The following is a 20,241-nucleotide window of genomic DNA, read 5'->3' on the forward strand; positions in this document are numbered from 1 at the left end:
GAGTCTTGCGCCCGGGTGCCTAGGCTGGCCGCGCCCGGCAAGGCGCGGCCGCTGCGGGGTGAGGAGGCTAGCTCAGCGCTCCAGGCACATGGCGATGCCCATGCCGCCGCCGATGCAGAGCGTGGCGAGGCCCTTCTTCGCGTCGCGCTTGCCCATCTCGTAGATCAGCGTGGTCAGCACGCGGGCGCCCGAGGCGCCGATCGGGTGGCCGATGGCGATTGCGCCGCCGTTGACGTTGACCTTGCTCGCATCCCAGCCGAGCTCCTTGCCGACCGACAGCGCCTGGGCGGCGAAGGCCTCATTGGCTTCGATCAGGTCGAGATCGGCGATCGTCCAGCCGGCCTTTTCCAGCGCCTTCTTCGACGCCGGGACCGGGCCGATGCCCATGATCGACGGATCGACGCCGGCAGTGGCCCAGCTCCGAATCGTCGCGAGGATCGGGGCGCCGCGCTTCTCGGCCTCGGCGCGCGACATCACCACGAGCGCGGCGGCGCCGTCGTTGAGGCCCGATGCGTTGGCGGCGGTGACGGTGCCGTCCTTCTTGAAAGCCGGGCGCAGGCCCGCGACGCCCTCAACGGTGGCGCCGGCGCGGATATATTCGTCGTCCTCGACGATCGTATCGCCCTTGCGGCCCTTGATCGTGACCGGCGCGATCTCGTCCTTGAAGCGGCCCGAGGCGCGGGCGGCCTCGGCCTTGTTCTGGCTGGCGACGGCGAACTCGTCCTGCTCGGCGCGGGTGACCTGATATTGCTCGGCCAGATTCTCGGCGGTGATGCCCATGTGATAGCCGTTGAACACGTCGGTCAGGCCGTCCTTGATCATTGTGTCGACCAGAGTGACGTCGCCCATCTTCGCACCCGCACGCAGCGCCTGGGCGTGGTTGGCGAGCGACATGCTCTCCTGGCCGCCGGCGACGACGATCGTCGAATCGCCGGTCTGGATCGCCTGGGCGGCGAGGGCCACCGCACGAAGCCCCGAGCCGCAGACCTGCTGGACGCTCCACGCCGGCACTTCCTTGGGCACGCCGGCGGCCATCGAGGCCTGGCGGGCGGGGTTCTGCCCCTGCGCCGCGGTGAGCACCTGGCCGAGAATGACTTCGCTGACCTCTTCGCCCTTCACCCCGGCCTGCTCGAGCGCGGCCTCGATCGCGATGCGGCCCAGCTCATGCGCGGGCGTGCCGGCAAAGGCGCCGAGAAACGCGCCGACGGGGGTGCGCTTGGCGGCAGTGATGACGACGTCGGTCGGGTTAGCCATGGGAACGACTCCTGCGGGTGGTCTTGTTTGTTTGCGCGCTATCTAGTGTGCGCTGCGGCAAGAAACCAGTCGCGCAGTGGCTCCCAGACCATCGTTCGGGCGCGGCCGCCGACGATCATGCCGACATGGCCGAGCGCGAGGCTCTGGCGTTCGGGCAGGCCCGCGGCGGTGGCGGCGGGGACAATCCGGTCGGTGGTGGAGAGCAGCTCGGTCGCCGGGCAGGCAAGGCGGGAGGGGAGGATGCGCGTGCCGCCGACCCACCAGCGGCCCGAGCCCGGGCGATCGGCGCGGAAGAAACGCTCGAACATCTCCTCGCCCGCTGCATAGGTGAGCGGCGCGCCGGCATTGGCCCAGTCCTCGAGCGCGACAAAGGCGGCCGCCTGCGCGCTGCCCGGCTCGGCGCGCGCGAATCGCTCGAACTTCGCGATCGTCCGGGCGGGGTCGAGCTGCCAGAAGCCGGACTGGAGCACTTCCATCGGGACGAGTCCGAGCTGCTGGCAGGCCGGCTGGGCGGCTTCCCATTGCGCCGCAATGGCTGCGCGCGCGAGATCGCCATACAGGCGAAAGCGCCACGGCGCGGCGATCGTCACCAGTCCGCGGACCGGCCGCAACATCGCCGCGGCCATCGCCAGCGTGCCGCCCAGGCAATAGCCGGCGAGCAGGGGCGGCGCGTCCAATGCGTCGAGCAGCGGGAGCAGCAGCTCGGTGATATGGTGGTCGACGCCCTGGTCGCGATCCTCCGGTCCGGGCGTGCCCCAGTCGACGAGAAGCGGGCGAAGTCCTTGAGTCGCCAGCCATTCGAGCAGCGAATTGCCCGGCGCGAGATCGAGGATGAAGGGCGGGTTGATCAGCGACGGCACGAACACGACCGCCGGTCCGCTGCCGCCATAGTCGCGCAAACTGGCGCGGCCGGCGCTGGCGATGGCGGGCTTGGGCGCGCGTTCGAGCGGTCGCTGCGCCTCCTGATAGGCCTTTAGTCCGGCGAGCGCGGCGGCCCTGCGCTCCGGCGATGCTGCGGTTTCGCTGCGCAACAGCGAAAGGAACAGCGGCAGGGGGCGCGGTCCGTGTTGCGCCGCAGAATGAAACGATGATAGATATGTTTCACTCACTCGGGGGCCTTAAATGAAAAAGAGCGCTGCAGGCACTGGTCCGGTCATCATCAAGAAGTACGCGAACCGGCGTCTCTACAACACCGAAACCTCGTCCTACATCACGCTCGACCATCTGGCGGCGATGACGCGCGAGGGGCGCGATTTCAAGGTCGTCGATGCCAAGAGCGAGGAGGACATCACCCATAATGTCCTCACCCAGATCATCATGGAAGAAGAGCAGCGCGGCCAGACGATGCTGCCGGTCAACTTCCTGCGCCAGCTGATCGCGCTGTACGGCGACTCCATGCAGGCGATGGTGCCGGGCTATCTCGAAGCCTCGATGGAGAGCTTCCGCCGCAACCAGCAGCAGTTCAAGTCGGCGGTCGAAGGCGCATTCGCCAACTCGCCCTTCGCCGAGATGGCCAAGCGCAACATGGAAATCTTCGAGGCCGCGACCCAGGCGTTCAAGCAGGGCAATCCGGGCGCTCCCGGGGCTCCGGGCGCTGCGCCCGCGGCTCCGAGCGCCGCTCCGGCGGCGGAGGGCGACGATGTGTCGGCGCTGAAGGCCGAGCTGGCCCGGCTGCAGGACAAGATCGAGAAGCTGGCGAAGTGACGAAGCGGGCGCGCTAGCGCCGGTTCGTCATCCCGGCGAAAGCCGGGATCTCGTGCCGCAAGCGCGCGCTCAGTCGCCTGAGATCCCGGCTTTCGCCGGGATGACGGTTATGGCGAGGGATGACGGGCCGGGTCTAACCCCGCGCCCTGAGCACGCCCAGCGCCGCGCGGATTTCCTCCAGTGTCGGCATTTTCTGCTCGATCACGCAGCGCAGGCCCAGCCCGCCGAAACCGTGATAATCGGTGGCGCTGGCGAAGGCGATCGTGTTGTCGCCGCGCACTTCGGCGCCGCGCACCGCGTTGGGCGGCAGCGCGATATGCTCGCCATGGCGCTTGCCGGCAGAGCTGGCGATGATCCGGTCCTGCTCGTCAACGATCGAGATGCTGGTCCGCGCCCAGTCGCGCTCGCCGAACAGCGAGGCGTCCGAGATGATCGCGGGGATATGCCCCTCCCAGTCGAATTCGAGATAGAGCGCGCCGAGCGGACGGCCGTCCTGGCCGCGCGGGCGCACGCCGGTGACGAAGACGAGCACCGCCCTGTGGTCCGAATAGGGGTTGAGCCACACTTCGTCGGTGAACCACTCATCGCGGCGGTGGCTGCGCATCGCGTTCAGATATTGCGGCGCGCCCGACAGGTCGACGCCGCGCACGCGCGCATGCGGATGCGAAGCGGCGATCACCCGGCCCGCATCATTGGCGAGGAAGGCGTTGACGTAATAAGGCGAGGTCGCGGTCAGCAGCGCCAGCCGGGCATCGGCGGCGGCGATCGTCTCGGCGGTGGAGTCGGTGAGCGCGGCGATGATCTCGGCATCCGAGGCCATCAGGCGAAGATCGACGCTGCGGCCATAAAGATGGCGGGTAACGTTCTGGATCAGCGCCTGGGCGAGCTCGACCAGGCGGGTGCCCTCGATCTCGCTGACCATCTCGTCGGCAATGCCGGCGCCCATCGCCAGGCGCTCACGCACTTCGGAGCGGAATTCGATCGAGGCGCCGCGCGCCTGCTGGGCCAGCGCCTTCACTTCCTGTGCCACCACCGAGAAGCCGCGACCGGCTTCGCCCGACCTCGCGGCTTCGATCGCGGCGTTCAGCGCGAGCAAATTGGTGCGCGCAGCGATCTCCTCGCTGGTCGCGGCGTAGCTGTCTACTTCCTCGCGGAGGACCGACAATAGGGTTCGAATACGGCGTGGCACATGTCAGTGATAAGACTTGCGGGTTAATGCGCGGTTTAGCACGATAATTTCACGGCCGGCGGAATTTGAGCGTCATCCGGTCGCTCTCGCCGATCGCGGCATATTTGGCGCGGTCGACATCCTTGAGCCGGTAGGTCGGCGGCAGCGTCCACACGCCGTTCGGCCAATCGGCGGTATCGCGCGGATTGGCGTTGATCTCCGACGCGCCGACGAACTGGAAGCCGGCCTGTTCGGCGAGGCGGCGCACGGTCGAGACCTTCATATAGCCGCTGGTCTTTTCGCGCTCGGCGCTGGCGCTCTCGGGCAGGCGGTGATCCTCGATGCCGAGCGTGCCGCCCTTTTTGAGCATCGCGAACATCTGCTGGAAGGCTTCGAGCGAATAATCCTGGTTGTCGCGCTTATAGCCCATCCGCCAGTTATGGACGTTGCGGAAGGTGACGACGACGTCGGCGCTGCCGTCGGGCACCTTGGGCTGGCCGGCCTGGGCGGGGAAGGCGACGAGCTTGGCATGGCCGTAGAGCACGGCATCCTTGGCCTTCAGCGCTTCGACGGCCTTGCCGCCGTTCGGGAAATCGGGGCCGACCGCGGCATAGTAATGGCCCTTGGCGCGGGTGAGTGGCGCCAGGATCTCGGTGTACCAGCCCCCGCCCGGCCAGATCTCGACCACGGTGTTGCCGGGCTTCACCCCGAAGAAGTTGAGCGTATCGACCGGGTGGCGATATTGGTCGCGCTCGACATTGGCCGGGGTGCGGCTGGGCGAGGCGACGGCTTCGGCGAGGGCGGAGCGCTGCGTGCGCGGGGCGCCGGTGGCGACGCTGGCCACGGCGACGGCAGTGGTAAGCACGGCGATTATGGTCAGGGTCTGGCGCATGGGAATTCCCTCCCTAGATGTCGTCCGCGCATTTGGGGGGTTTTTGTGACGATGCAACTACAATTATGGCTCGGCGCGGCGGGCGCTGCGGTGCTCGCGGTGGTCAGCGGGCTGGGGCAGCATCGCCGCAGCAAGCGCAAGCGGATCGACGATGTCGGCTTCGTGCCGTGGCAGCTGATCCAGGTGCTGGCGATGATCGGCGCGGCGATCCTGGTGAGCCTGGCGCTGAATATGCGCTAAAGTGGCTGCCCGGGAATCGGAGGAGCGCGCGATGATCACCTTATGGGGCGAAGGCAGGGGCTTCCGGGTCGCCTGGCTGCTCGAGGAACTGGGGCTGCCTTATCGGCTGCGGCCGGTGGACATGCTGGCGGGCGTGGAGAACGACTCCGAATTCCTGGCGATAAACCCGGGAGGCTTCATCCCCGCGCTGCAGGACGGCGAGGTGGTGATGGTCGAATCGATCGCGATCCTCGAATATCTGCTCGGCCGCTACGGGCCTTCGCCGCTGGCGCCACAGCCGGCGGATCCGGCATTCCCGCTCTACCAGCAGTTCCTCCACCTCGGTGAAGCCGGGATGGCGACCTTCATGTTCGTTTTCGTCGCCACCAACATCCTCGCTCCGGAGGGGGAAAAGGACAATTGGAGCGCCCGCGCGAGCCTGGACTGGTTCGAGAGCCGGCGCGGGATCGTGGCGCGGCAGCTGGCGCGCGCACCGTATATGGCGGGCGAGAATTTCACCGCGGCCGACATTTCGATCACTTATGCGCTGCAATTTGCGGAGCGGACCAGGGGCGCGGTGCTGAACGCGGCCGAACACGCCTATCTGGCGCGCACGACGGCACGCGACGGCTACAAGCGGGCGATGGACGCCTGTGCGGATACGAAGGCCTGGGTCGAAGGGCTGGCGGAGGCCGACGCCTAGTAGAATTTCCGCAGCGTCAGGCGGCGTTCGGCGCCGTCGCACAGGGTGAGCGTTACGACGCGGCCGGGGGCACCCGCGCTCCATTCGATCGGGCGGCCCGCGACGGGCAGGCCATCGGCGGTGCAGATCGTCTCGCCTTCGCGCCAGCCGCCCTCGGCAGCAGGGGAGCCGCGCATGACGTGGAGGACGCGCAGGTGCGTGCCTTCGGCGCCCAGCAGCAGCCCGCTGGTCGAGCGCAGCACCGGCGGGATCGACGCGGCGGGCTGGAGGACCATGCGCCCGGCGCGCGGATCGAGCAGGACGCGGTAGCCGAGCAGCAGCCCGGTGCCGATCCGCCCGGCGGCGCCGGCGGCGGCAGAATAGCCGCCTTCGCCTTCGATGCGCAGCTCGGTCTCGGGCAGCGCGGTGCCGGCGAGAGTGAAGCCGTTCAGCACCGCCGCCTCGCTGACCAGCGCGCCGCCGATTCCCCAGCCGAGCGTGGTGGTGAGCGTGGCGCCGCGATAATTGGCCGAATTCCAGGCGGCGCGGCTGAGGGTGACCGAGGCGCCGTCGCCGGTATCTACGATCATCGGGCGCAGGCGCGCGCCGCCCAGGCGGATCTCGGTGACCGGCACCTCTGAATCGCGTTGCAACGCGAGCGGCGCAGTATGGCCGGTGAAGGGCATGCGCCCGCTCGGCAGGATACGGAAGCGGCGCACGGCATAGTCGATGTCGAGCGCGCAGCAGCTCAGCACATCGCTGCCGATCAGCAGGTCGGCGCCGAACCGCTCCTGGCCCGGGGCGTCGGGGATCGCGATCCGCCCGCCCCGCCGCGTGAGTCCGCCGATGACCAAAGTGCCGCCCGGCGCCCAGGCGACCTCGACGCCGCCGCCGATCGCCAGCGCCTGCTGGCGCTTGCCCGCGGCGAGACGCGCGCGCGTGGCGAATTCGGTAGTGGCGAGGGTGTTGGTCAGGCCGGTATCGAGCACGGCGCGCACGGGGCGCCCGTTGAGCACCGCTTCGAAGCGGATCTGGTTCGAGGGCGTCAGGTCAAAGGCGATCCAGCGCGCCTCGGTATCGGGCGCGAGCGTGATGCCGTCCGCCGGCGGATCGCCCGCGGCACCAGCAGCCAGGATGAGAGTCAGGAGAAAGGACAGCACGGCGACAGTCTAGCCGGTCAGGCGATCAGAGGCACGCCTCGAGCATCGCCTGGTCGAAGCCATACTGCCGCGCCTTGTCGAGCGTGTAGGGGCGCAGGCCCATCGAGCGATATTCGCCGATGATCTTGCCGTCGGCGCTCTCGTCGAGATATTCGAACTTGAACAGCTCCTGGGTGACGATCACCGGGCCTTCCATGCCGATCACCTCGGTGACGTTGGTCACGCGGCGCGAACCGTCGCGCAGGCGCTTCACCTGGACGATCAGGTCGATCGAATCGGCGATCTGGCGGCTGATCGCCTCCTTGGGCATCTTGATGTCGCCCATCATCACCATGTTCTCCATACGCGCCAGGCACTCACGCGGCGAGTTGGAGTGGAGCGTACACATCGAGCCGTCATGGCCGGTGTTCATTGCCGAGAGCAGATCGAAACACTCGGAGCCACGGATTTCGCCCAGGATGATCCGGTCCGGGCGCATACGCAGCGAGTTCTTCACGAGATCGCGGATGGTGATCTCGCCCTGGCCTTCAAGGTTCGGCGGGCGGGTTTCGAGCGGCAGCCAGTGCGGCTGCTGCAGGCGAAGTTCGGCCGCGTCCTCGATCGTCAGCACGCGCTCGCCCGGGTCGATCATCTTCGACAGGGCGTTGAGCATCGTCGTCTTGCCCGAGCCGGTGCCGCCCGAGATGACGATGTTGAAGCGGCTGGCGCCGGCGATCTTGAGTGCGGTCGCCATCTTCTGCGACATCGAGCCACCCTGGGCCATCATGTCGAGCGTGATCGGCTTGGCGGAGAATTTACGAATCGAGATCGCAGTGCCGCGCAAGCTCAGCGGCGGCACGATCACGTTGACGCGGCTGCCGTCCTTGAGGCGGGCGTCGGCCAGCGGCGTGGTCTGGTCGACGCGGCGGCCGACCGAGTTGCAGATGCGCTGCGCGATCTGGAACAGATGCTCCTCGTCGCGGAACTGGATGTTCGCGAGCTCCAGCTTGCCCTTGCGTTCGATGAAGGTCTGCTCGGGGCCGTTGACCATGATGTCCGAGATGGCCGGATCGGAAAGCAGCTCTTCGAGCGGCCCGAGGCCGAGCAGCTCGTCGACGAGCACCTTCTCGAGCGCGAACTGCTCGCGGCGGTTGAGCGTCAGCTTCAGCTCGGCGAGCACTTCGCCGATGATCGGGCGGAATTCCTCGGCCAGCTCGTCCTTGCTCAGCGTTGCGGCGGCCTCGGGGTCGACGCGCTCGAGCAGGCGGGGGAGGACCTGTTCCTTGATGCGGTGGATCGAAGCTTCAAAGCCTTCCATCCGCGAATTGCCGGCATCGCCCGAGGCGGCCTGGCGATCGGCGAGGCGCTGGAGCGCATCCCCGGTGGCGGCGCTGGCCCCATTGGGGTCGCGCTCGGCCATGGTGTCGGTGCCGGCGCTCTGGCCGGGCAGCGGAACCGAATTGATCGGCGGGAACTGGTCACCGCCCAGCGGGGCGGGATCGGTCGGGCGGGGCAGCGGCCCGCCGCCCTGCATCGGGCGTGCAACGCCGAACGCCGGCCTGCCGGCCTGGCCCCCACTCATCCCGCTGCGTCGTCCGAAAGCGCTCATCAGAACTCAATGTCCCCTCGAAAGGAGAGCCTTAATTGTGAAGGCTTGATATTTACCTAACCGGAGCGGCGATCGGGACAGGCCCGACGCGAGCGCAGCTGCTGTATATCGCCATGCGCTTCTCGCCATCGTGATCGTAAACGCCCAGGCGGCGCACCTGGCTGCATTGGCGGAGATAGTCGGCGAGCTGGGCGATATTGGCTTCGTTGCGCGGCGCGGCAGGGATTGGCTCCTGTACGACCACTGTCTCGGGCCCGGCGCGCAGCACGCGGGCCAGCTCGGCGACCTCGTCGATCCCGCTCGCGCCCGATTCGGCGCCTTCGTAGAAATGCGCCGGGAAGGCGAGGATGCTGGGCGGGCGGGCACCGATCTCGGCGTAGAGCCAGCTCGGCATGCCGAAGACCAGCAGGTGGCGGCCCGGTGTGACGGCGCGAACCTGTGCGACCAGCGCGGCGGCGGCCGGGCGTGCCTTGGCGCGGACCGGGAGCGCGAAAATATCGGAGGTCGTGAGGTTGAGCGCGATGAGCGCGATAAAGGCGATCGCGCCGATCCGGGGGCGGGCGAAGAGCGGGGCGGCGAGGATCATCAGCGGGCCGAGCAGCGGCAGCGCGTAATGGAGGTAGAGGCCGGGGAAGATCGCGACTCCGGCGATTGCGGCCAGCGCCCAACAGGCGAGGAAGTCGAGCGGGGCGGGGCGTGCGCTCCGCGCCTGCCAATATCCGGCGGCGGCGAGCGCGAACGGCAGCAGCAGCAACCCGGCGAGTGCGAGGCCGCGGGCGATGCGGCCGGGATCATAGGCGCGGCCGAAATTGGAAAGCACCAGCGCCTGCCAGAGCGCGGGGAAATGCCCCATCACGGCATAGGCGATGCCGATTATGACCATCGGCGCCGCGCCGATCGCCGCGAGCGCCAGCGCGCGCCAGCCCAAAGCTGCGCGGCCGAGCAGGATCAGCACGGCGATGCCGAAGAACACCGCCTCGAACGCCGCCGATTGCTTGAAGCCGATCGCGAGCCCGGCGCTGAGCATGCCGAGCAGCACGCGACGGGGGAGTTCGCCCGCCCGCAGTCGGTCGATGCTTGTGGCGATCGACCAGGCAGTGAACAGCATCAGCGGATTGTAGAAGACCGCGGCTTCGCCATTGCCGCCACCGAAGCGGGTCATCAGTGCGAGATAGGCGATTCCGGCCATCAAGGCGGCAGCGAAGGGCGCGATCAGCCGGGCGATCCGCGCGGTGCCCCAGGCGCCGAGCGCGGCAAAGCCGGTGGCGACGAGCTGATATGCCAGCGTCGAAGGGTTCAGCCAGGCGATCGCCGCGTAAGTGAGATAGAGCAGCGGCGGCTTGCGGTCCCAGATGTCGACATAGAGCAGGTCGCCGGCGAGGAGTCTGCGCCCGACCAGCGCGAAATACTGGTCGTCGACGGCGTAGTTCCACTCGCCGAATGCGGGCCAGCGCATGGCGAGCGCGGCGAGCAGGAACAGCGCGAACACCGCTCCGCGCCTGCGCTCCATGCCCTCCCCGATCGTCATCGCGTGAAATTCCCCTCGGTCCCGGTGCCGGCATAGAGCCGCAAAGTGCAGAGCCGGTAAATGGCGCTAGAGGAACGGTCCCCGCGCCCGGGCGCGGGCGCCGCTGGGCGGCACGCCGGCAAGGCTGCGGAAGTCGCGCGCCATATGCGCCTGATCGGCATAGCCGCGCGCGGCGGCGGTATCGGCCAGGCTGTCTGCGCTCGCCTGCACATCCTGCATTGCCGCGCGGAAGCGGAGCAGGCGCAGATAGGCGCGCGGCGCCAGCCCCAGCTCGCGCGCGAAGATGCGCTGGAGCCGGCGATGCGGCAGGCCGGTGCGCTGGGAAAGCTCGGCAACACTGGCCGAGGCGAGGATCGCGCAGCCGAGCGGTGGCGGGGTGATGCCGGCCAGGGCGCGCGTGAGATTGGCGACGGGCTCGCCGTGCATCAGCGCAGTCAGCGGCGCGTCGGGCGAGACCGGGATCCAGTCATCGGCGAAGCTTGGGCAAGGCGCGCCGCCCAGCGCGTGCCAGGCCCAGGGCCAGAGCTTGATCGCCGTGAAGCGCGCATCGCCGCTGAAGCCGAAGCGGATCGGGCGCTCTGACAGGCCGGTGACGAAATATTCGGGCTGGTCGCGCCGCCATGTCGAGCGGCCCGCGCTGCGGTGGATCAGCTCGATGCAGCCGTCGGGCGTCGCTTCATGCTCGACCCAGCCGGGCTGGTCGCCGGCCAGTGTCCACACGGCGGCGACAAGGCCGTCGAGCGCAGGCGGCAAGGGCAGCTCGGCATAGTCCATGCGCGCAGCCTCGCATGTCGTGTGGGTTCAAGCCAATATGCACGCCGCCGCATAGTCGGGACCGGCAACAGGGAGGTTGGGACAATGATCGCGAACATCATGCTGCTCGCCGGGCTGGGCCTTTCGCCGGAACCGCTCGACTGGCTGGTCGGCAAATGGTGCACCGAACCCAAGGACGGTCGGACGGTGTGCGAGACCTGGGAGCCACGGGGCGTGGACAAGGTGATGCGCGGCACCACGGTCACCATTTCAGCCAGGGGCGAACAGCGCGAACCGATGCGGATCAGCGGCGAGGGCGCGGCTCTGGTCTTCCACGCCGAGCCGATCGGGCAGGCGGCTGCCGATTTCCCGGTCAAGCCGGGCGGCCTTGGCGCGCAAAGCGTGGAGTTCGTCGATACCGCGCATGATTATCCGCAGCGCATCCGCTATTGGCGCGAGGGCACATTGCTGATGGCGGAGATTTCGCTGGCCGATGGCAGCAAGCCGATGCGCTGGGCCTATCGGCGGACCGGCAACTGATCGGTGAAAGCCGGGAACCGGGCCGCGAAAGCGGGACGAGAGCTTCCCGGAAGGATCCCGGCTTTCACCGGGATGACGGAGCCGGCGGGGCGAACCCGCCGGTCCTTTTTGGCGTTTTAGCCTTCGGCCTTTTCGGCCAGAACCGTCAGGCCCTTCTCGTTCACTTCGGCGAAACCGCCTTCGATGCGGATCGTCTCGGGGGTGGTGGCACCCGCCTTGTAGATTTCGAGATTGCCGTCGCGGATGGTCGACATCAGCGGGGCATGGCCTTCGAGCACGCCGAAATCGCCCTCGGTGCCGGGGACGACAACCATGTGCACTTCCTCCGAGCGGAGGAGCTTTTCGGGCGTGACGAGTTCGAAGTGCAGGGACATTTTCTTCTTCTTCCTGAGCCCCTCCCCCGAAGGAGAGGGGCTAGTAGTATTTACGCCTCGTCGGCGAGCTTCTTGGCCTTGGCGATCACGCCGTCGATGCCGCCGACCATGTAGAAGGCTGCTTCCGGCAGGTGATCATATTCGCCGTTCACGACTGCCTTGAACGACTTGATCGTGTCTTCGATCTGCACGAACTCGCCCGAGATGCCGGTGAAGACTTCGGCGACGTGGAACGGCTGCGAGAGGAAGCGCTGGATCTTGCGCGCGCGCGAGACGGTCAGCTTATCTTCTTCCGAAAGCTCGTCCATGCCGAGGATCGCGATGATGTCCTGCAGCGACTTGTACTTCTGGAGGATCGACTGGACCGCACGGGCGGTCTCATAGTGATCCTGGCCGACGACGCGCGGCTCGAGAACGCGGCTGGTCGAGTCCAGCGGATCCACCGCCGGGTAGATGCCGAGCTCGGAGATCGCGCGGTTGAGCACGGTCGTCGCGTCCAGGTGGGCGAACGAGGTTGCCGGCGCCGGATCGGTAAGATCGTCGGCGGGCACGTACACGGCCTGCACCGAGGTGATCGAGCCCTTGTTGGTCGAGGTGATGCGCTCCTGCAGCGCGCCCATGTCGGTCGACAGGGTCGGCTGGTAGCCCACGGCCGAAGGAATACGGCCGAGCAGTGCCGACACTTCGGCGCCCGCCTGGGTGAAGCGGAAGATGTTGTCGACGAAGAACAGCACGTCCTGGCCTTCGACGTCGCGGAAATATTCGGCGATCGTCAGGCCCGACAGCGCGACGCGGGCGCGGGCGCCCGGCGGCTCGTTCATCTGGCCATAAACCAGCGCGACCTTCGAACCCTCGGACTGGGCGTTGCCGTCCTTGTCCTTGGCGATGACGCCTGCGTCGAGGAACTCGTGATAGAGATCGTTGCCCTCACGGGTACGCTCGCCGACGCCGGCAAACACCGAGGTGCCGCCATGGCCCTTGGCGATGTTGTTGATCAGTTCCTGGATGAGCACGGTCTTGCCCACGCCGGCGCCGCCGAACAGGCCGATCTTGCCGCCCTTTGCATAGGGCGCGAGCAGATCGATGACCTTGATGCCGGTGACGAGGATCGCGCTCTCGGTCGACTGGTCGACGAACAGCGGGGCCTCGGCGTGGATCGGAGCGGTCTGCTCGGCATTGACCGGGCCACGCTCGTCGATCGGCTCGCCGATGACGTTGAGAATGCGGCCGAGCGTCTTCGGGCCGACGGGGACGCGGATCTGCGAACCGGTGTCGGTGACCGACTGGCCGCGGGTCAGGCCCTCGGTCGCGTCCATCGCGATCGTGCGGACGGTGTTCTCGCCGAGGTGCTGGGCAACCTCGAGGACGAGGCGGTTGCCGTTATTGTCGGTCTCGAGCGCCGAGAGAATGGCCGGCAGCACGCCGCCATCGAAGGCGACGTCGACGACGGCGCCGATGACCTGGCTGATGCGGCCGACATTGTTGGTCGTGGCCGGAACGGCGCCCGGGGCATCAGCCTTGGGCTTCGCGACGCGCGGCTTGCGCGCGGGCTTCTCTGCGGTCGGGGCTGCGGTGGCCATCTTACTTTCCTTGGGTCTGATTGGCGGGGGCACTAGCCCCGGTGCGGGTGAAAGTCACGGTGATGTGGCGATCCTTGGCGTCGCCGCCGGCGATCGGCTGGGCATCGACGACGATCGCGGTGCCGTGGAGCTCGGCCTTGGCCGATTCGCGGCGCCGCAACGCGCTGTTGATGATGTCCCCGGGGCCGACCTGGAAGCGGCCGAGGAAGCCGTTCACCAGCCGGATCGGATAGCGATAGATTTCGGCGGCAGCACGATCGACCGAGCCCTTGTGGAGCACGTCGAACGTGTAGCGCACCGTCTCGACCTTGTCGGCAGTAGCGCCGGTCGCGTCGAAGCTTGCCTTGATCGTGACGGCGCCCGGCTTTTCCGGGTAGGTGGCGGTGCCGCGCGCGGCGAAGCCGTTCTTCTCTGCCTTGTAGCCGTCGATCTTGAAGGGCGGGAAGTCGTTCGCCGCCGCGACGACTGCCGCGGGGTGGTCGAACAGCTGCGCCCAGCGGTCGGCCATCACCTTTTCGGGATCCGGCGCGCGCTGGTCGGCAGCGGCGGCCTGTTCCTCGTTGAGCGTGGCATCATGCGCACGCCCACAGCCCGCGAGCGGGGCCGCGGCCACGACCAGCAGGAGGGGCAGCGCAGCCTTCATCAGAGCGCCTCGGCACCCGAGATGATCTCGACCAGCTCGGTGGTGATCGCCGCCTGGCGCTGGCGGTTGTAGATCGTGTTGAGCCGCTTGATCAGGTCGCCCGCATTGCGCGTGGCATTGTCCATCGCGGTCATCTTCGAGCCCTGCTCCGACGCGGCGTTCTCGCGGATCGCGCGGTAGAGCTGGATCGCGACGTTGCGCGGCAGCAGGTCGGCGAGGATCGATTCCTCGTCGGGCTCATAGGTTACGGCAGCCGGCGCGGCCTGGCTCGGCTGGGTGTCTGCGGGAACCGAGGCCGGCGAGATCGGGACGATCTGCTGCGCGGTCGGCTCCTGGCTGAGGACCGACTTGAAGTGCGCGTAGAACAAGGTCGCGACGTCATATTCGCCGGCCTCGTAGCGCGCGATCAGGTCGTCGGCATAGCCGCGTGCATCGGCGAAGGTCAGCTTGCCGAGGTCGCCCGGCTCGATCCCGTGCACCATGTTCTTGGGGAACAGGCGGTTGAGCGGAGCGCGGCCCTTGCGGCCGATCGTGTAGATCTTCACCGTCTTGCCCTGCGCGATCAGCGCCTCCGCGTGGCGGCGGGCGAGGCGGGCGATATTGGTGTTGAACGCGCCGGCCAGGCCCTTGTCCGACGTGGCGACGACGAGCAGGTGCACGTCATCCTTGCCGGTGCCGGCGAGCAGCTTGGGCGAGCTCTCGCTCAGCGTCACCTTCGAGGCGAGGCTGGCGACGACGCTCTCGAGGCGCTGCGCATAGGGGCGCCCGGCCTCGGCCGCTTCCTGCGCACGGCGCAGCTTCGCGGCGGCGACCATCTTCATCGCCTTGGTGATCTTCTGCGTCGACTTCACCGAGCCGATGCGGATCTTGAGTGCCTTGAGGCTAGCCATTCTATTCCCTTATTCGTCACCCCGGCCTTGAGCCGGGGTCCCGCTACCCTGTCCCGCCGCAAGAAGCGGGACCCCGGCGCGAGGCCGGGGTGACGAGGTAGTTACGCGAAGGTCTTGGCGAACGCGGTGAGCGCGGCCTTGAGCTTGTCGCGCACGTCGTCCTTGAGATCCTTGCTGTCGCGGATCGCCTTCAGGATGTCGGCCTGGTTGGCGCGCATGTCGGCGAGCATCGCCGCCTCGTAGCGCACCACGTCCTGCACCGGCACGGTGTCCAGGAAGCCCTGGGTACCCGCGAAGATCGACACGGTCTGCTCTTCGAACGGCAGCGGCGAGAACTGCGGCTGCTTGAGCAGCTCGGTCAGGCGCGCGCCGCGGTTGAGCAGCTTCTGGGTCGAGGCGTCGAGATCCGAACCGAACTGCGCGAAGGCAGCCATTTCGCGATACTGGGCCAGCTCGAGCTTGATCGAGCCCGACACCTTCTTCATCGCCTTGGTCTGCGCTGCGGAACCCACGCGCGACACCGACAGACCCACGTTAATGGCGGGGCGGATGCCCGCGAAGAACAGGTCGGTCTCGAGGAAGATCTGGCCGTCGGTGATCGAGATCACGTTGGTCGGGATGTAGGCCGAAACGTCGCCCGCCTGCGTCTCGATGATCGGCAGTGCGGTCAGCGAGCCACCGCCGTTCGCGTCCGACATCTTGGCGGCGCGCTCGAGCAGGCGGCTGTGGAGATAGAAGACGTCGCCCGGATAGGCTTCGCGGCCCGGCGGACGGCGCAGCAGCAGCGACATCTGACGATAGGCGACGGCCTGCTTCGAAAGATCGTCGAACACGATCAGCGCGTGCATGCCGTTGTCACGGAAATACTCGCCCATCGCGGTGCCGGTATAGGGCGCGAGGAACTGCAGCGGGGCCGGCTCCGAAGCGGTCGCGGCGATGACGATGGAATATTCCATCGCGCCATTCTCTTCGAGCGTGCGGACGAGCTGCGCCACGGTCGAGCGCTTCTGGCCGACGGCGACATAGACGCAGTAGAGCTTCTTGCTCTCGTCGGTGCCGGCGTTGACCGTCTTCTGGTTGATGAAGGTGTCGATCGCGACGGCCGACTTGCCGGTCTGGCGATCGCCGATGATCAGCTCGCGCTGGCCACGGCCGACGGGAACGAGCGCGTCGATCGCCTTGAGGCCCGACTGCATCGGCTCCGAAACCGACTGGCGCGGGATGATGCCCGGTGCCTTGACTTCGACGCGGCTGCGCTTCTCGGCAACGATCGGGCCCTTGCCGTCGATCGGGTTGCCGAGGCCGTCCACGACGCGGCCGAGCAGGCCCTTGCCGACGGGAACGTCGACGATGGTGCCGGTACGCTTGACGACGTCGCCTTCCTTGATCTCGGCGTCCGAGCCGAAGATCACGACGCCGACATTGTCGGCCTCGAGGTTGAGCGCCATGCCCTGGATGCCGTTGGCGAACTCGACCATCTCGCCGGCCTGGACGTTATCCAGACCGTGGATGCGCGCGATGCCGTCACCGACGCTGAGCACCTGGCCGGTCTCGGAGACCTGGGCCTCGGAGCCGAAATTGGCGATCTGGTCCTTGATGACCTTCGAGATTTCTGCGGCGCGGATATCCATTGTCTTAGCCTTCAGCCTTTCATCGCGTGCGCGAGGGTGTTCAGTCGGGTCTTGATCGACGAATCGATCATCTGGCTGCCGATCTTCACGACCAGCCCGCCAAGGAGCGAGGGATCGACCGAAAGGTCGATGGCAACGTCACGGCCGATACGAGTGCGCAGCTGCTGCTTGAGCGCATCGACCTGTGCGGTGGAAAGCGGGTGCGCCGAGGTGACTTCGGCCGTCGTCTCGCCGCGGTGCGCGGCTGCGAGCTGGCGGAAGGCCTTGATGACCGCGGGAAGCTGGCTCAGCCGGCGGTTCTGGGCGAGCACGCCGAGGAAATTCGCGGTGGTGCCGTCGAGCTTGAGGCTCTTGGCGACCGAGGCGACGGCATTGGCGGCAGCGCCGCGTGCCACGAGCGGGCTGACGGTCAGCGCCTTGAAGTCGGCCGATTCGGCGAGTGCCTGGGCCACGGTGGCGAGGCTGGCCTCGACCTTGGCCAGGTCCTTCGAATCACGTGCGAGCTCGAACAGGGCGGTAGCGTAGCGTCCGCTTAGGCTTGCCTGGATACCGGCGGAATTCTCCACGCGTTTCGGTTCCTCTCGGAGGTTCGGGTTACGGCCCCATATGAATTGGGGGCCGAACTGCGCGGCCCCCTATGGGTTGGCGCGCGACTAGCATCGGTGTCACGGGGATGCAACCCGAGTCCCGTTTCCCCTCACGCGCGCGCTACACGCGCGTACGCGTTGCAAGGGTGTTGCGGCACTGTTGCGGGGGCATGTACCGAATCGTTTCATATGGTAAACGACCCGCCGTCATTTCTAATTGGGGGGAATGGGGGCATGAGGAAGCATATTCTCGGGGCGATCGCGATCGCCGCGCTGGCGGCGGGCATCGCCAATGCCGAAGTATTGGAGATCACCGGCGAGTTCGCCGCGCCGAACCGCGAGGCGAGCCTGCTCCGCTCGATCTCGATCGACCGGATCGACGGGCAGGACGGCGCCGCGCTCGAGCGCGCGATCGAACAGGGCCTGTCGGGCACGCATTTCGATCTGATGGGCGGGCGCACCGGGCGGAGCAACGCCGAGGGCTCGTTGAGCGGCGGCATCACCACCGGCGTCGATGAGCAGCCGTTCAAGCGGAAGGAGAAGCGCTGCGTCGAGAAGGACAGCGCCGACCAGAAGAAGTGCGTGCGCGAGGAATATGTCGAGCTGCGCTGCCGCCGCCGGACGATCAACGTGAAGGCTGACCTCCGGCTGGTGCGCAACCGCGACGGCCGCATCGTCTATTCGACGACCAAGCCGTTCACCCAGGACAATAGCTGGTGCGAGGGGCAGAGCGCGCCCGGTCCAGTCGAGGAAGTGATCGCCGGCGCCGTGCGCAGCCTGGGCTATTCGGTGCGCGCCGACATCGCGCCGACCATCTCGACCTACTCGATCCGCGTGCGCGAGAGCGACAAGGGCATGAGCAAGGACCAGTCGAAGCGCTTCAAGGATCTGGTCAAGCTGACCAAGCGCGACGAACGCGGTGCGTGCACCGGCTGGGCGGCGCTGAACGGCGAGCTGCCGAACAATCCGTCGCTCACCTTCAACCTCGGCCTCTGCGCCGAACAGTCGGGCGACTATGCCGGCGCGCTGCAATATTATCATGCGGCGCAGCGCGCGGGCGCGTCCGAAGGCGGGCAGGGCGCCGACCGCGCGATCCGGCTGATCGCCGGGCGCGAGGACGCGGCGATCCGGGCTCGGCGGCGCTGAACGCAATTCGGGCCGCCCCCAAGGGAGCGGCCCGAAGCTTGTTTCAGTCTGTCAGGACTTAGCGGCCGCGGCCGCCGCCCTGACCCTGTCCGCCCTGGCGCTGACCGCCGCCATTGGTCGGGCGGGGCTGCCACTTGCGCTTGGGGCGCGCATAGTTGCGGGGCTGTTCGCCCTGCGGCTGCGCGTCGAAGCGGCGCGGACGCGGCTCGCCGGCGGCGGCGCCCGCAGCCTCGGGACGCGGGGCCTGGCCGTCGCGGCGCGGCTGGTCGCCACGCGGGCGATCCTCACGACGCGGACCACCGGGGCGCTGGCGCTGCGGCTGGCCCGGACGGCGGCCGTCGCGCTGCATCTCGCGGCCGCGCTGGCCGTTCTGCTCGTCGCGGCTCGCGGGCACGTTGACGCGCGAACGCGACAGCGCTGCCGCCGTGGCGATAAAGCCCTCGGGCAGCGGCACGACGGTGAGCTTCTGGCGGATCAGCCGCTCGATGTCGCGCAGATAGGGGCGCTCGTCCTCGGCGCAGAAGCTGATCGCGATGCCTTCCTTGCCGTTGCGCGCGGTGCGGCCGATGCGGTGGACATACTGGTCCGCCACGTTCGGCAGCTCGAAGTTGAACACATGGCTGACGCCCGACACGTCGATGCCGCGCGCGGCGATGTCGGTCGCGACCAGGATCTTGACCTTGCCCGCGCGGAACTCGCCGAGCGCGCGCTCGCGCTGCGGCTGGCTCTTGTTGCCATGGATCGCGTTCGACGCGATGCCGTTGCCCGCGAGCAGGCGGACGATGCGGTCGGCGCCGTGCTTGGTGCGGCTGAACACCAGCGCGCGATCGATCTCGGTCTCCTTGAGCAGGATCGTGAGCAGCGCCTGCTTCTCGGACTGCTGGACGAAGGTGACGCTCTGCTCGACGCGCTCGGCAGTGGTCGCCTCGGGGGTGACCTTCACTTCGACCGGATCCTTGATGAACTGGCCGGCCAGCTCGCGGATCGTCTTCGGCATCGTCGCCGAGAAGAACAGGGTCTGGCGCTTCGACGGCAGCTCGCGGACGATCCGCTTGAGCGCGTGGATGAAGCCGAGGTCCATCATCTGGTCGGCTTCGTCGAGCACCAGGATCTCGAGACCCATCAGGATCGCGTAGCACTGGTCCATCAGGTCGACGAGACGGCCCGGGGTAGCGACGACGATGTCCACGCCCTTGGCGAGGTCGGTCTTGTTCTTGTGGATCGAGGTGCCGCCGAACACGGTGGCGACGCTCAGCTTGGTGCCCTTGGCATAATGGCGGGCATTGTCGGCGATCTGGCTGGCGAGCTCACGCGTCGGCGCGAGCACCAGCATGCGGCAGCCGCGCGGCTGGGCGCGCTTGCCGGATGCGACCAGGCGGTCGATCGAGGGGAGCATGAAAGCGGCGGTCTTGCCGGTGCCGGTCTGGGCGATGCCGAGCAGGTCGCGTCCTTCGAGGAGCGCCGGGATCGACTTGGCCTGGATCGGCGTCGCCTCGCTATAGCCCTTGACGGCAAGCGCGGCGAGAACGGTCTCCGAGAGACCGAGTTCTTTGAACTGCATTGAATATCCTGTGCATACGGCCGGGCGCACCGGACGGAATCCAGGCGCAAGGCGGGGTCAAAAATGACGACCCGCGTGACTAGGGAAGCCGGAAAAATAACCGAGGCGGAGCCTGGGCCCTTGGGGATTAACCCGCATGCCCGATCACGCTGCATTACGCCTCGATGGTGGCCATATGGCGATGAAATCGGTTTCCGTCAAGGAAGGGGCTTTCTCCCCTAGGGGTTTCCCTGCCGCCATCTCGGTTTTTTCGCTGCGAGGACAAGGCGATGCATGGCGAACCGGTGGTATGCTTGGCCGATCCGTGGCATGATTGCGTGCAGAGGTGTCGGGCCCGGAGC

At 67.7% G+C, this 20,241-nt stretch carries 20 protein-coding genes; 5 read left to right on the forward strand and 15 right to left on the reverse strand.

Going from position 1 to position 20,241, the window contains the following annotated elements:
• Window positions 1-72 precede the first annotated feature (72 nt).
• Both HZY97_RS18305 and HZY97_RS18310 read right to left on the reverse strand, forming a co-directional pair.
• Window positions 73-1,254, reverse strand: a complete 1,182-nt coding sequence (locus HZY97_RS18305) for an acetyl-CoA C-acetyltransferase (protein WP_180147281.1) — start codon at window positions 1,252-1,254, stop codon at window positions 73-75.
• Between the two features lie 38 nt (window positions 1,255-1,292).
• On the reverse strand, window positions 1,293-2,288 hold the full coding sequence (locus HZY97_RS18310) for an alpha/beta fold hydrolase (protein ID WP_373684432.1): 996 nt from the start codon (window positions 2,286-2,288) through the stop codon (window positions 1,293-1,295).
• Between the two features lie 88 nt (window positions 2,289-2,376).
• Here HZY97_RS18310 and phaR point away from each other — a divergent pair, with 88 nt between their 5' ends.
• Entirely contained in the window at window positions 2,377-2,958 is a 582-nt protein-coding gene (gene phaR / locus HZY97_RS18315) for a polyhydroxyalkanoate synthesis repressor PhaR (RefSeq protein WP_180147284.1), read from the forward strand.
• 133 nt (window positions 2,959-3,091) lie between these two features.
• Here phaR and HZY97_RS18320 read toward each other — a convergent pair whose 3' ends face one another.
• Window positions 3,092-4,123 carry a methyl-accepting chemotaxis protein gene (locus HZY97_RS18320; RefSeq protein ID WP_218943136.1) on the reverse strand — a complete coding sequence of 344 codons (1,032 nt, stop codon included), beginning with the start codon at window positions 4,121-4,123 and terminating at the stop codon, window positions 3,092-3,094.
• Window positions 4,124-4,196: 73 nt separating this feature from the next.
• Window positions 4,197-5,018 carry a class I SAM-dependent methyltransferase gene (locus HZY97_RS18325; RefSeq protein WP_180147290.1) on the reverse strand — a complete coding sequence of 274 codons (822 nt, stop codon included), beginning with the start codon at window positions 5,016-5,018 and terminating at the stop codon, window positions 4,197-4,199.
• A gap of 45 nt (window positions 5,019-5,063) precedes the next feature.
• On the opposite strand from HZY97_RS18325, the gene HZY97_RS18330 reads away from it, so the two are divergent.
• A complete protein-coding gene (locus tag HZY97_RS18330) occupies window positions 5,064-5,258 on the forward strand; it encodes a hypothetical protein (RefSeq protein ID WP_373684425.1) in 195 nt (64 codons plus the stop codon).
• Window positions 5,259-5,289: 31 nt separating this feature from the next.
• Window positions 5,290-5,940 carry a glutathione S-transferase family protein gene (locus HZY97_RS18335; RefSeq protein WP_180147293.1) on the forward strand — a complete coding sequence of 217 codons (651 nt, stop codon included), beginning with the start codon at window positions 5,290-5,292 and terminating at the stop codon, window positions 5,938-5,940.
• On the opposite strand, the gene HZY97_RS18340 is transcribed toward HZY97_RS18335, so the two are convergent.
• The 4 genes from HZY97_RS18340 to HZY97_RS18355 all read right to left on the reverse strand — a co-directional run bounded on the left by HZY97_RS18340 (window position 5,937) and on the right by HZY97_RS18355 (window position 10,969).
• On the reverse strand, window positions 5,937-7,079 hold the full coding sequence (locus tag HZY97_RS18340) for an aspartyl protease family protein (RefSeq protein ID WP_373684426.1): 1,143 nt from the start codon (window positions 7,077-7,079) through the stop codon (window positions 5,937-5,939). The genes HZY97_RS18335 and HZY97_RS18340 overlap by 4 nt on opposite strands.
• Window positions 7,080-7,104: 25 nt before the next feature.
• Window positions 7,105-8,667 (reverse strand): CpaF family protein, encoded by a 1,563-nt coding sequence (locus HZY97_RS18345; protein WP_180147296.1) that lies wholly within the window; start codon window positions 8,665-8,667, stop codon window positions 7,105-7,107.
• A gap of 52 nt (window positions 8,668-8,719) precedes the next feature.
• Window positions 8,720-10,195, reverse strand: a complete 1,476-nt coding sequence (locus tag HZY97_RS18350; RefSeq protein WP_180147299.1) for a hypothetical protein — start codon at window positions 10,193-10,195, stop codon at window positions 8,720-8,722.
• 66 nt (window positions 10,196-10,261) lie between these two features.
• Window positions 10,262-10,969 carry a helix-turn-helix domain-containing protein gene (locus HZY97_RS18355; RefSeq protein ID WP_180147302.1) on the reverse strand — a complete coding sequence of 236 codons (708 nt, stop codon included), beginning with the start codon at window positions 10,967-10,969 and terminating at the stop codon, window positions 10,262-10,264.
• Window positions 10,970-11,053: 84 nt separating this feature from the next.
• Between HZY97_RS18355 and HZY97_RS18360 the strand changes: the two genes are divergently transcribed.
• Window positions 11,054-11,488, forward strand: a complete 435-nt coding sequence (locus HZY97_RS18360; protein ID WP_180147305.1) for a DUF6265 family protein — start codon at window positions 11,054-11,056, stop codon at window positions 11,486-11,488.
• Between the two features lie 116 nt (window positions 11,489-11,604).
• On the opposite strand, the gene HZY97_RS18365 is transcribed toward HZY97_RS18360, so the two are convergent.
• The 6 genes from HZY97_RS18365 to HZY97_RS18390 all read right to left on the reverse strand — a co-directional run bounded on the left by HZY97_RS18365 (window position 11,605) and on the right by HZY97_RS18390 (window position 17,172).
• Complete coding sequence (locus HZY97_RS18365) at window positions 11,605-11,862, reverse strand: ATP synthase F1 subunit epsilon (RefSeq protein ID WP_086130635.1); 258 nt, start codon at window positions 11,860-11,862, stop codon at window positions 11,605-11,607.
• Window positions 11,863-11,912: 50 nt separating this feature from the next.
• Window positions 11,913-13,442: a F0F1 ATP synthase subunit beta gene (atpD, locus tag HZY97_RS18370; protein ID WP_218943137.1), complete on the reverse strand. Its 1,530-nt coding sequence runs from the start codon at window positions 13,440-13,442 to the stop codon at window positions 11,913-11,915.
• A gap of 1 nt (window position 13,443) precedes the next feature.
• A complete protein-coding gene (locus HZY97_RS18375; protein ID WP_180147308.1) occupies window positions 13,444-14,085 on the reverse strand; it encodes a hypothetical protein in 642 nt (213 codons plus the stop codon).
• A complete protein-coding gene (locus tag HZY97_RS18380; RefSeq protein WP_180147310.1) occupies window positions 14,085-14,975 on the reverse strand; it encodes a F0F1 ATP synthase subunit gamma in 891 nt (296 codons plus the stop codon). The genes HZY97_RS18375 and HZY97_RS18380 overlap by 1 nt, the downstream gene beginning before the upstream one ends.
• A gap of 101 nt (window positions 14,976-15,076) precedes the next feature.
• On the reverse strand, window positions 15,077-16,606 hold the full coding sequence (gene atpA, locus HZY97_RS18385; RefSeq protein WP_180147313.1) for a F0F1 ATP synthase subunit alpha: 1,530 nt from the start codon (window positions 16,604-16,606) through the stop codon (window positions 15,077-15,079).
• Window positions 16,607-16,617: 11 nt separating this feature from the next.
• Window positions 16,618-17,172, reverse strand: coding sequence for a F0F1 ATP synthase subunit delta (locus tag HZY97_RS18390; RefSeq protein ID WP_180147315.1), 555 nt, complete (start codon window positions 17,170-17,172; stop codon window positions 16,618-16,620).
• A gap of 255 nt (window positions 17,173-17,427) precedes the next feature.
• On the opposite strand from HZY97_RS18390, the gene HZY97_RS18395 reads away from it, so the two are divergent.
• Complete coding sequence (locus HZY97_RS18395) at window positions 17,428-18,339, forward strand: tetratricopeptide repeat protein (RefSeq protein WP_180147319.1); 912 nt, start codon at window positions 17,428-17,430, stop codon at window positions 18,337-18,339.
• A gap of 58 nt (window positions 18,340-18,397) precedes the next feature.
• On the opposite strand, the gene HZY97_RS18400 is transcribed toward HZY97_RS18395, so the two are convergent.
• Entirely contained in the window at window positions 18,398-19,900 is a 1,503-nt protein-coding gene (locus tag HZY97_RS18400) for a DEAD/DEAH box helicase (RefSeq protein ID WP_180147321.1), read from the reverse strand.
• Window positions 19,901-20,241 lie beyond the last annotated feature (341 nt).

Origin of the sequence: Sphingomonas sp. R-74633 (assembly GCF_013416555.1) — a bacterium.
GTDB lineage: Bacteria > Pseudomonadota > Alphaproteobacteria > Sphingomonadales > Sphingomonadaceae > Sphingomonas.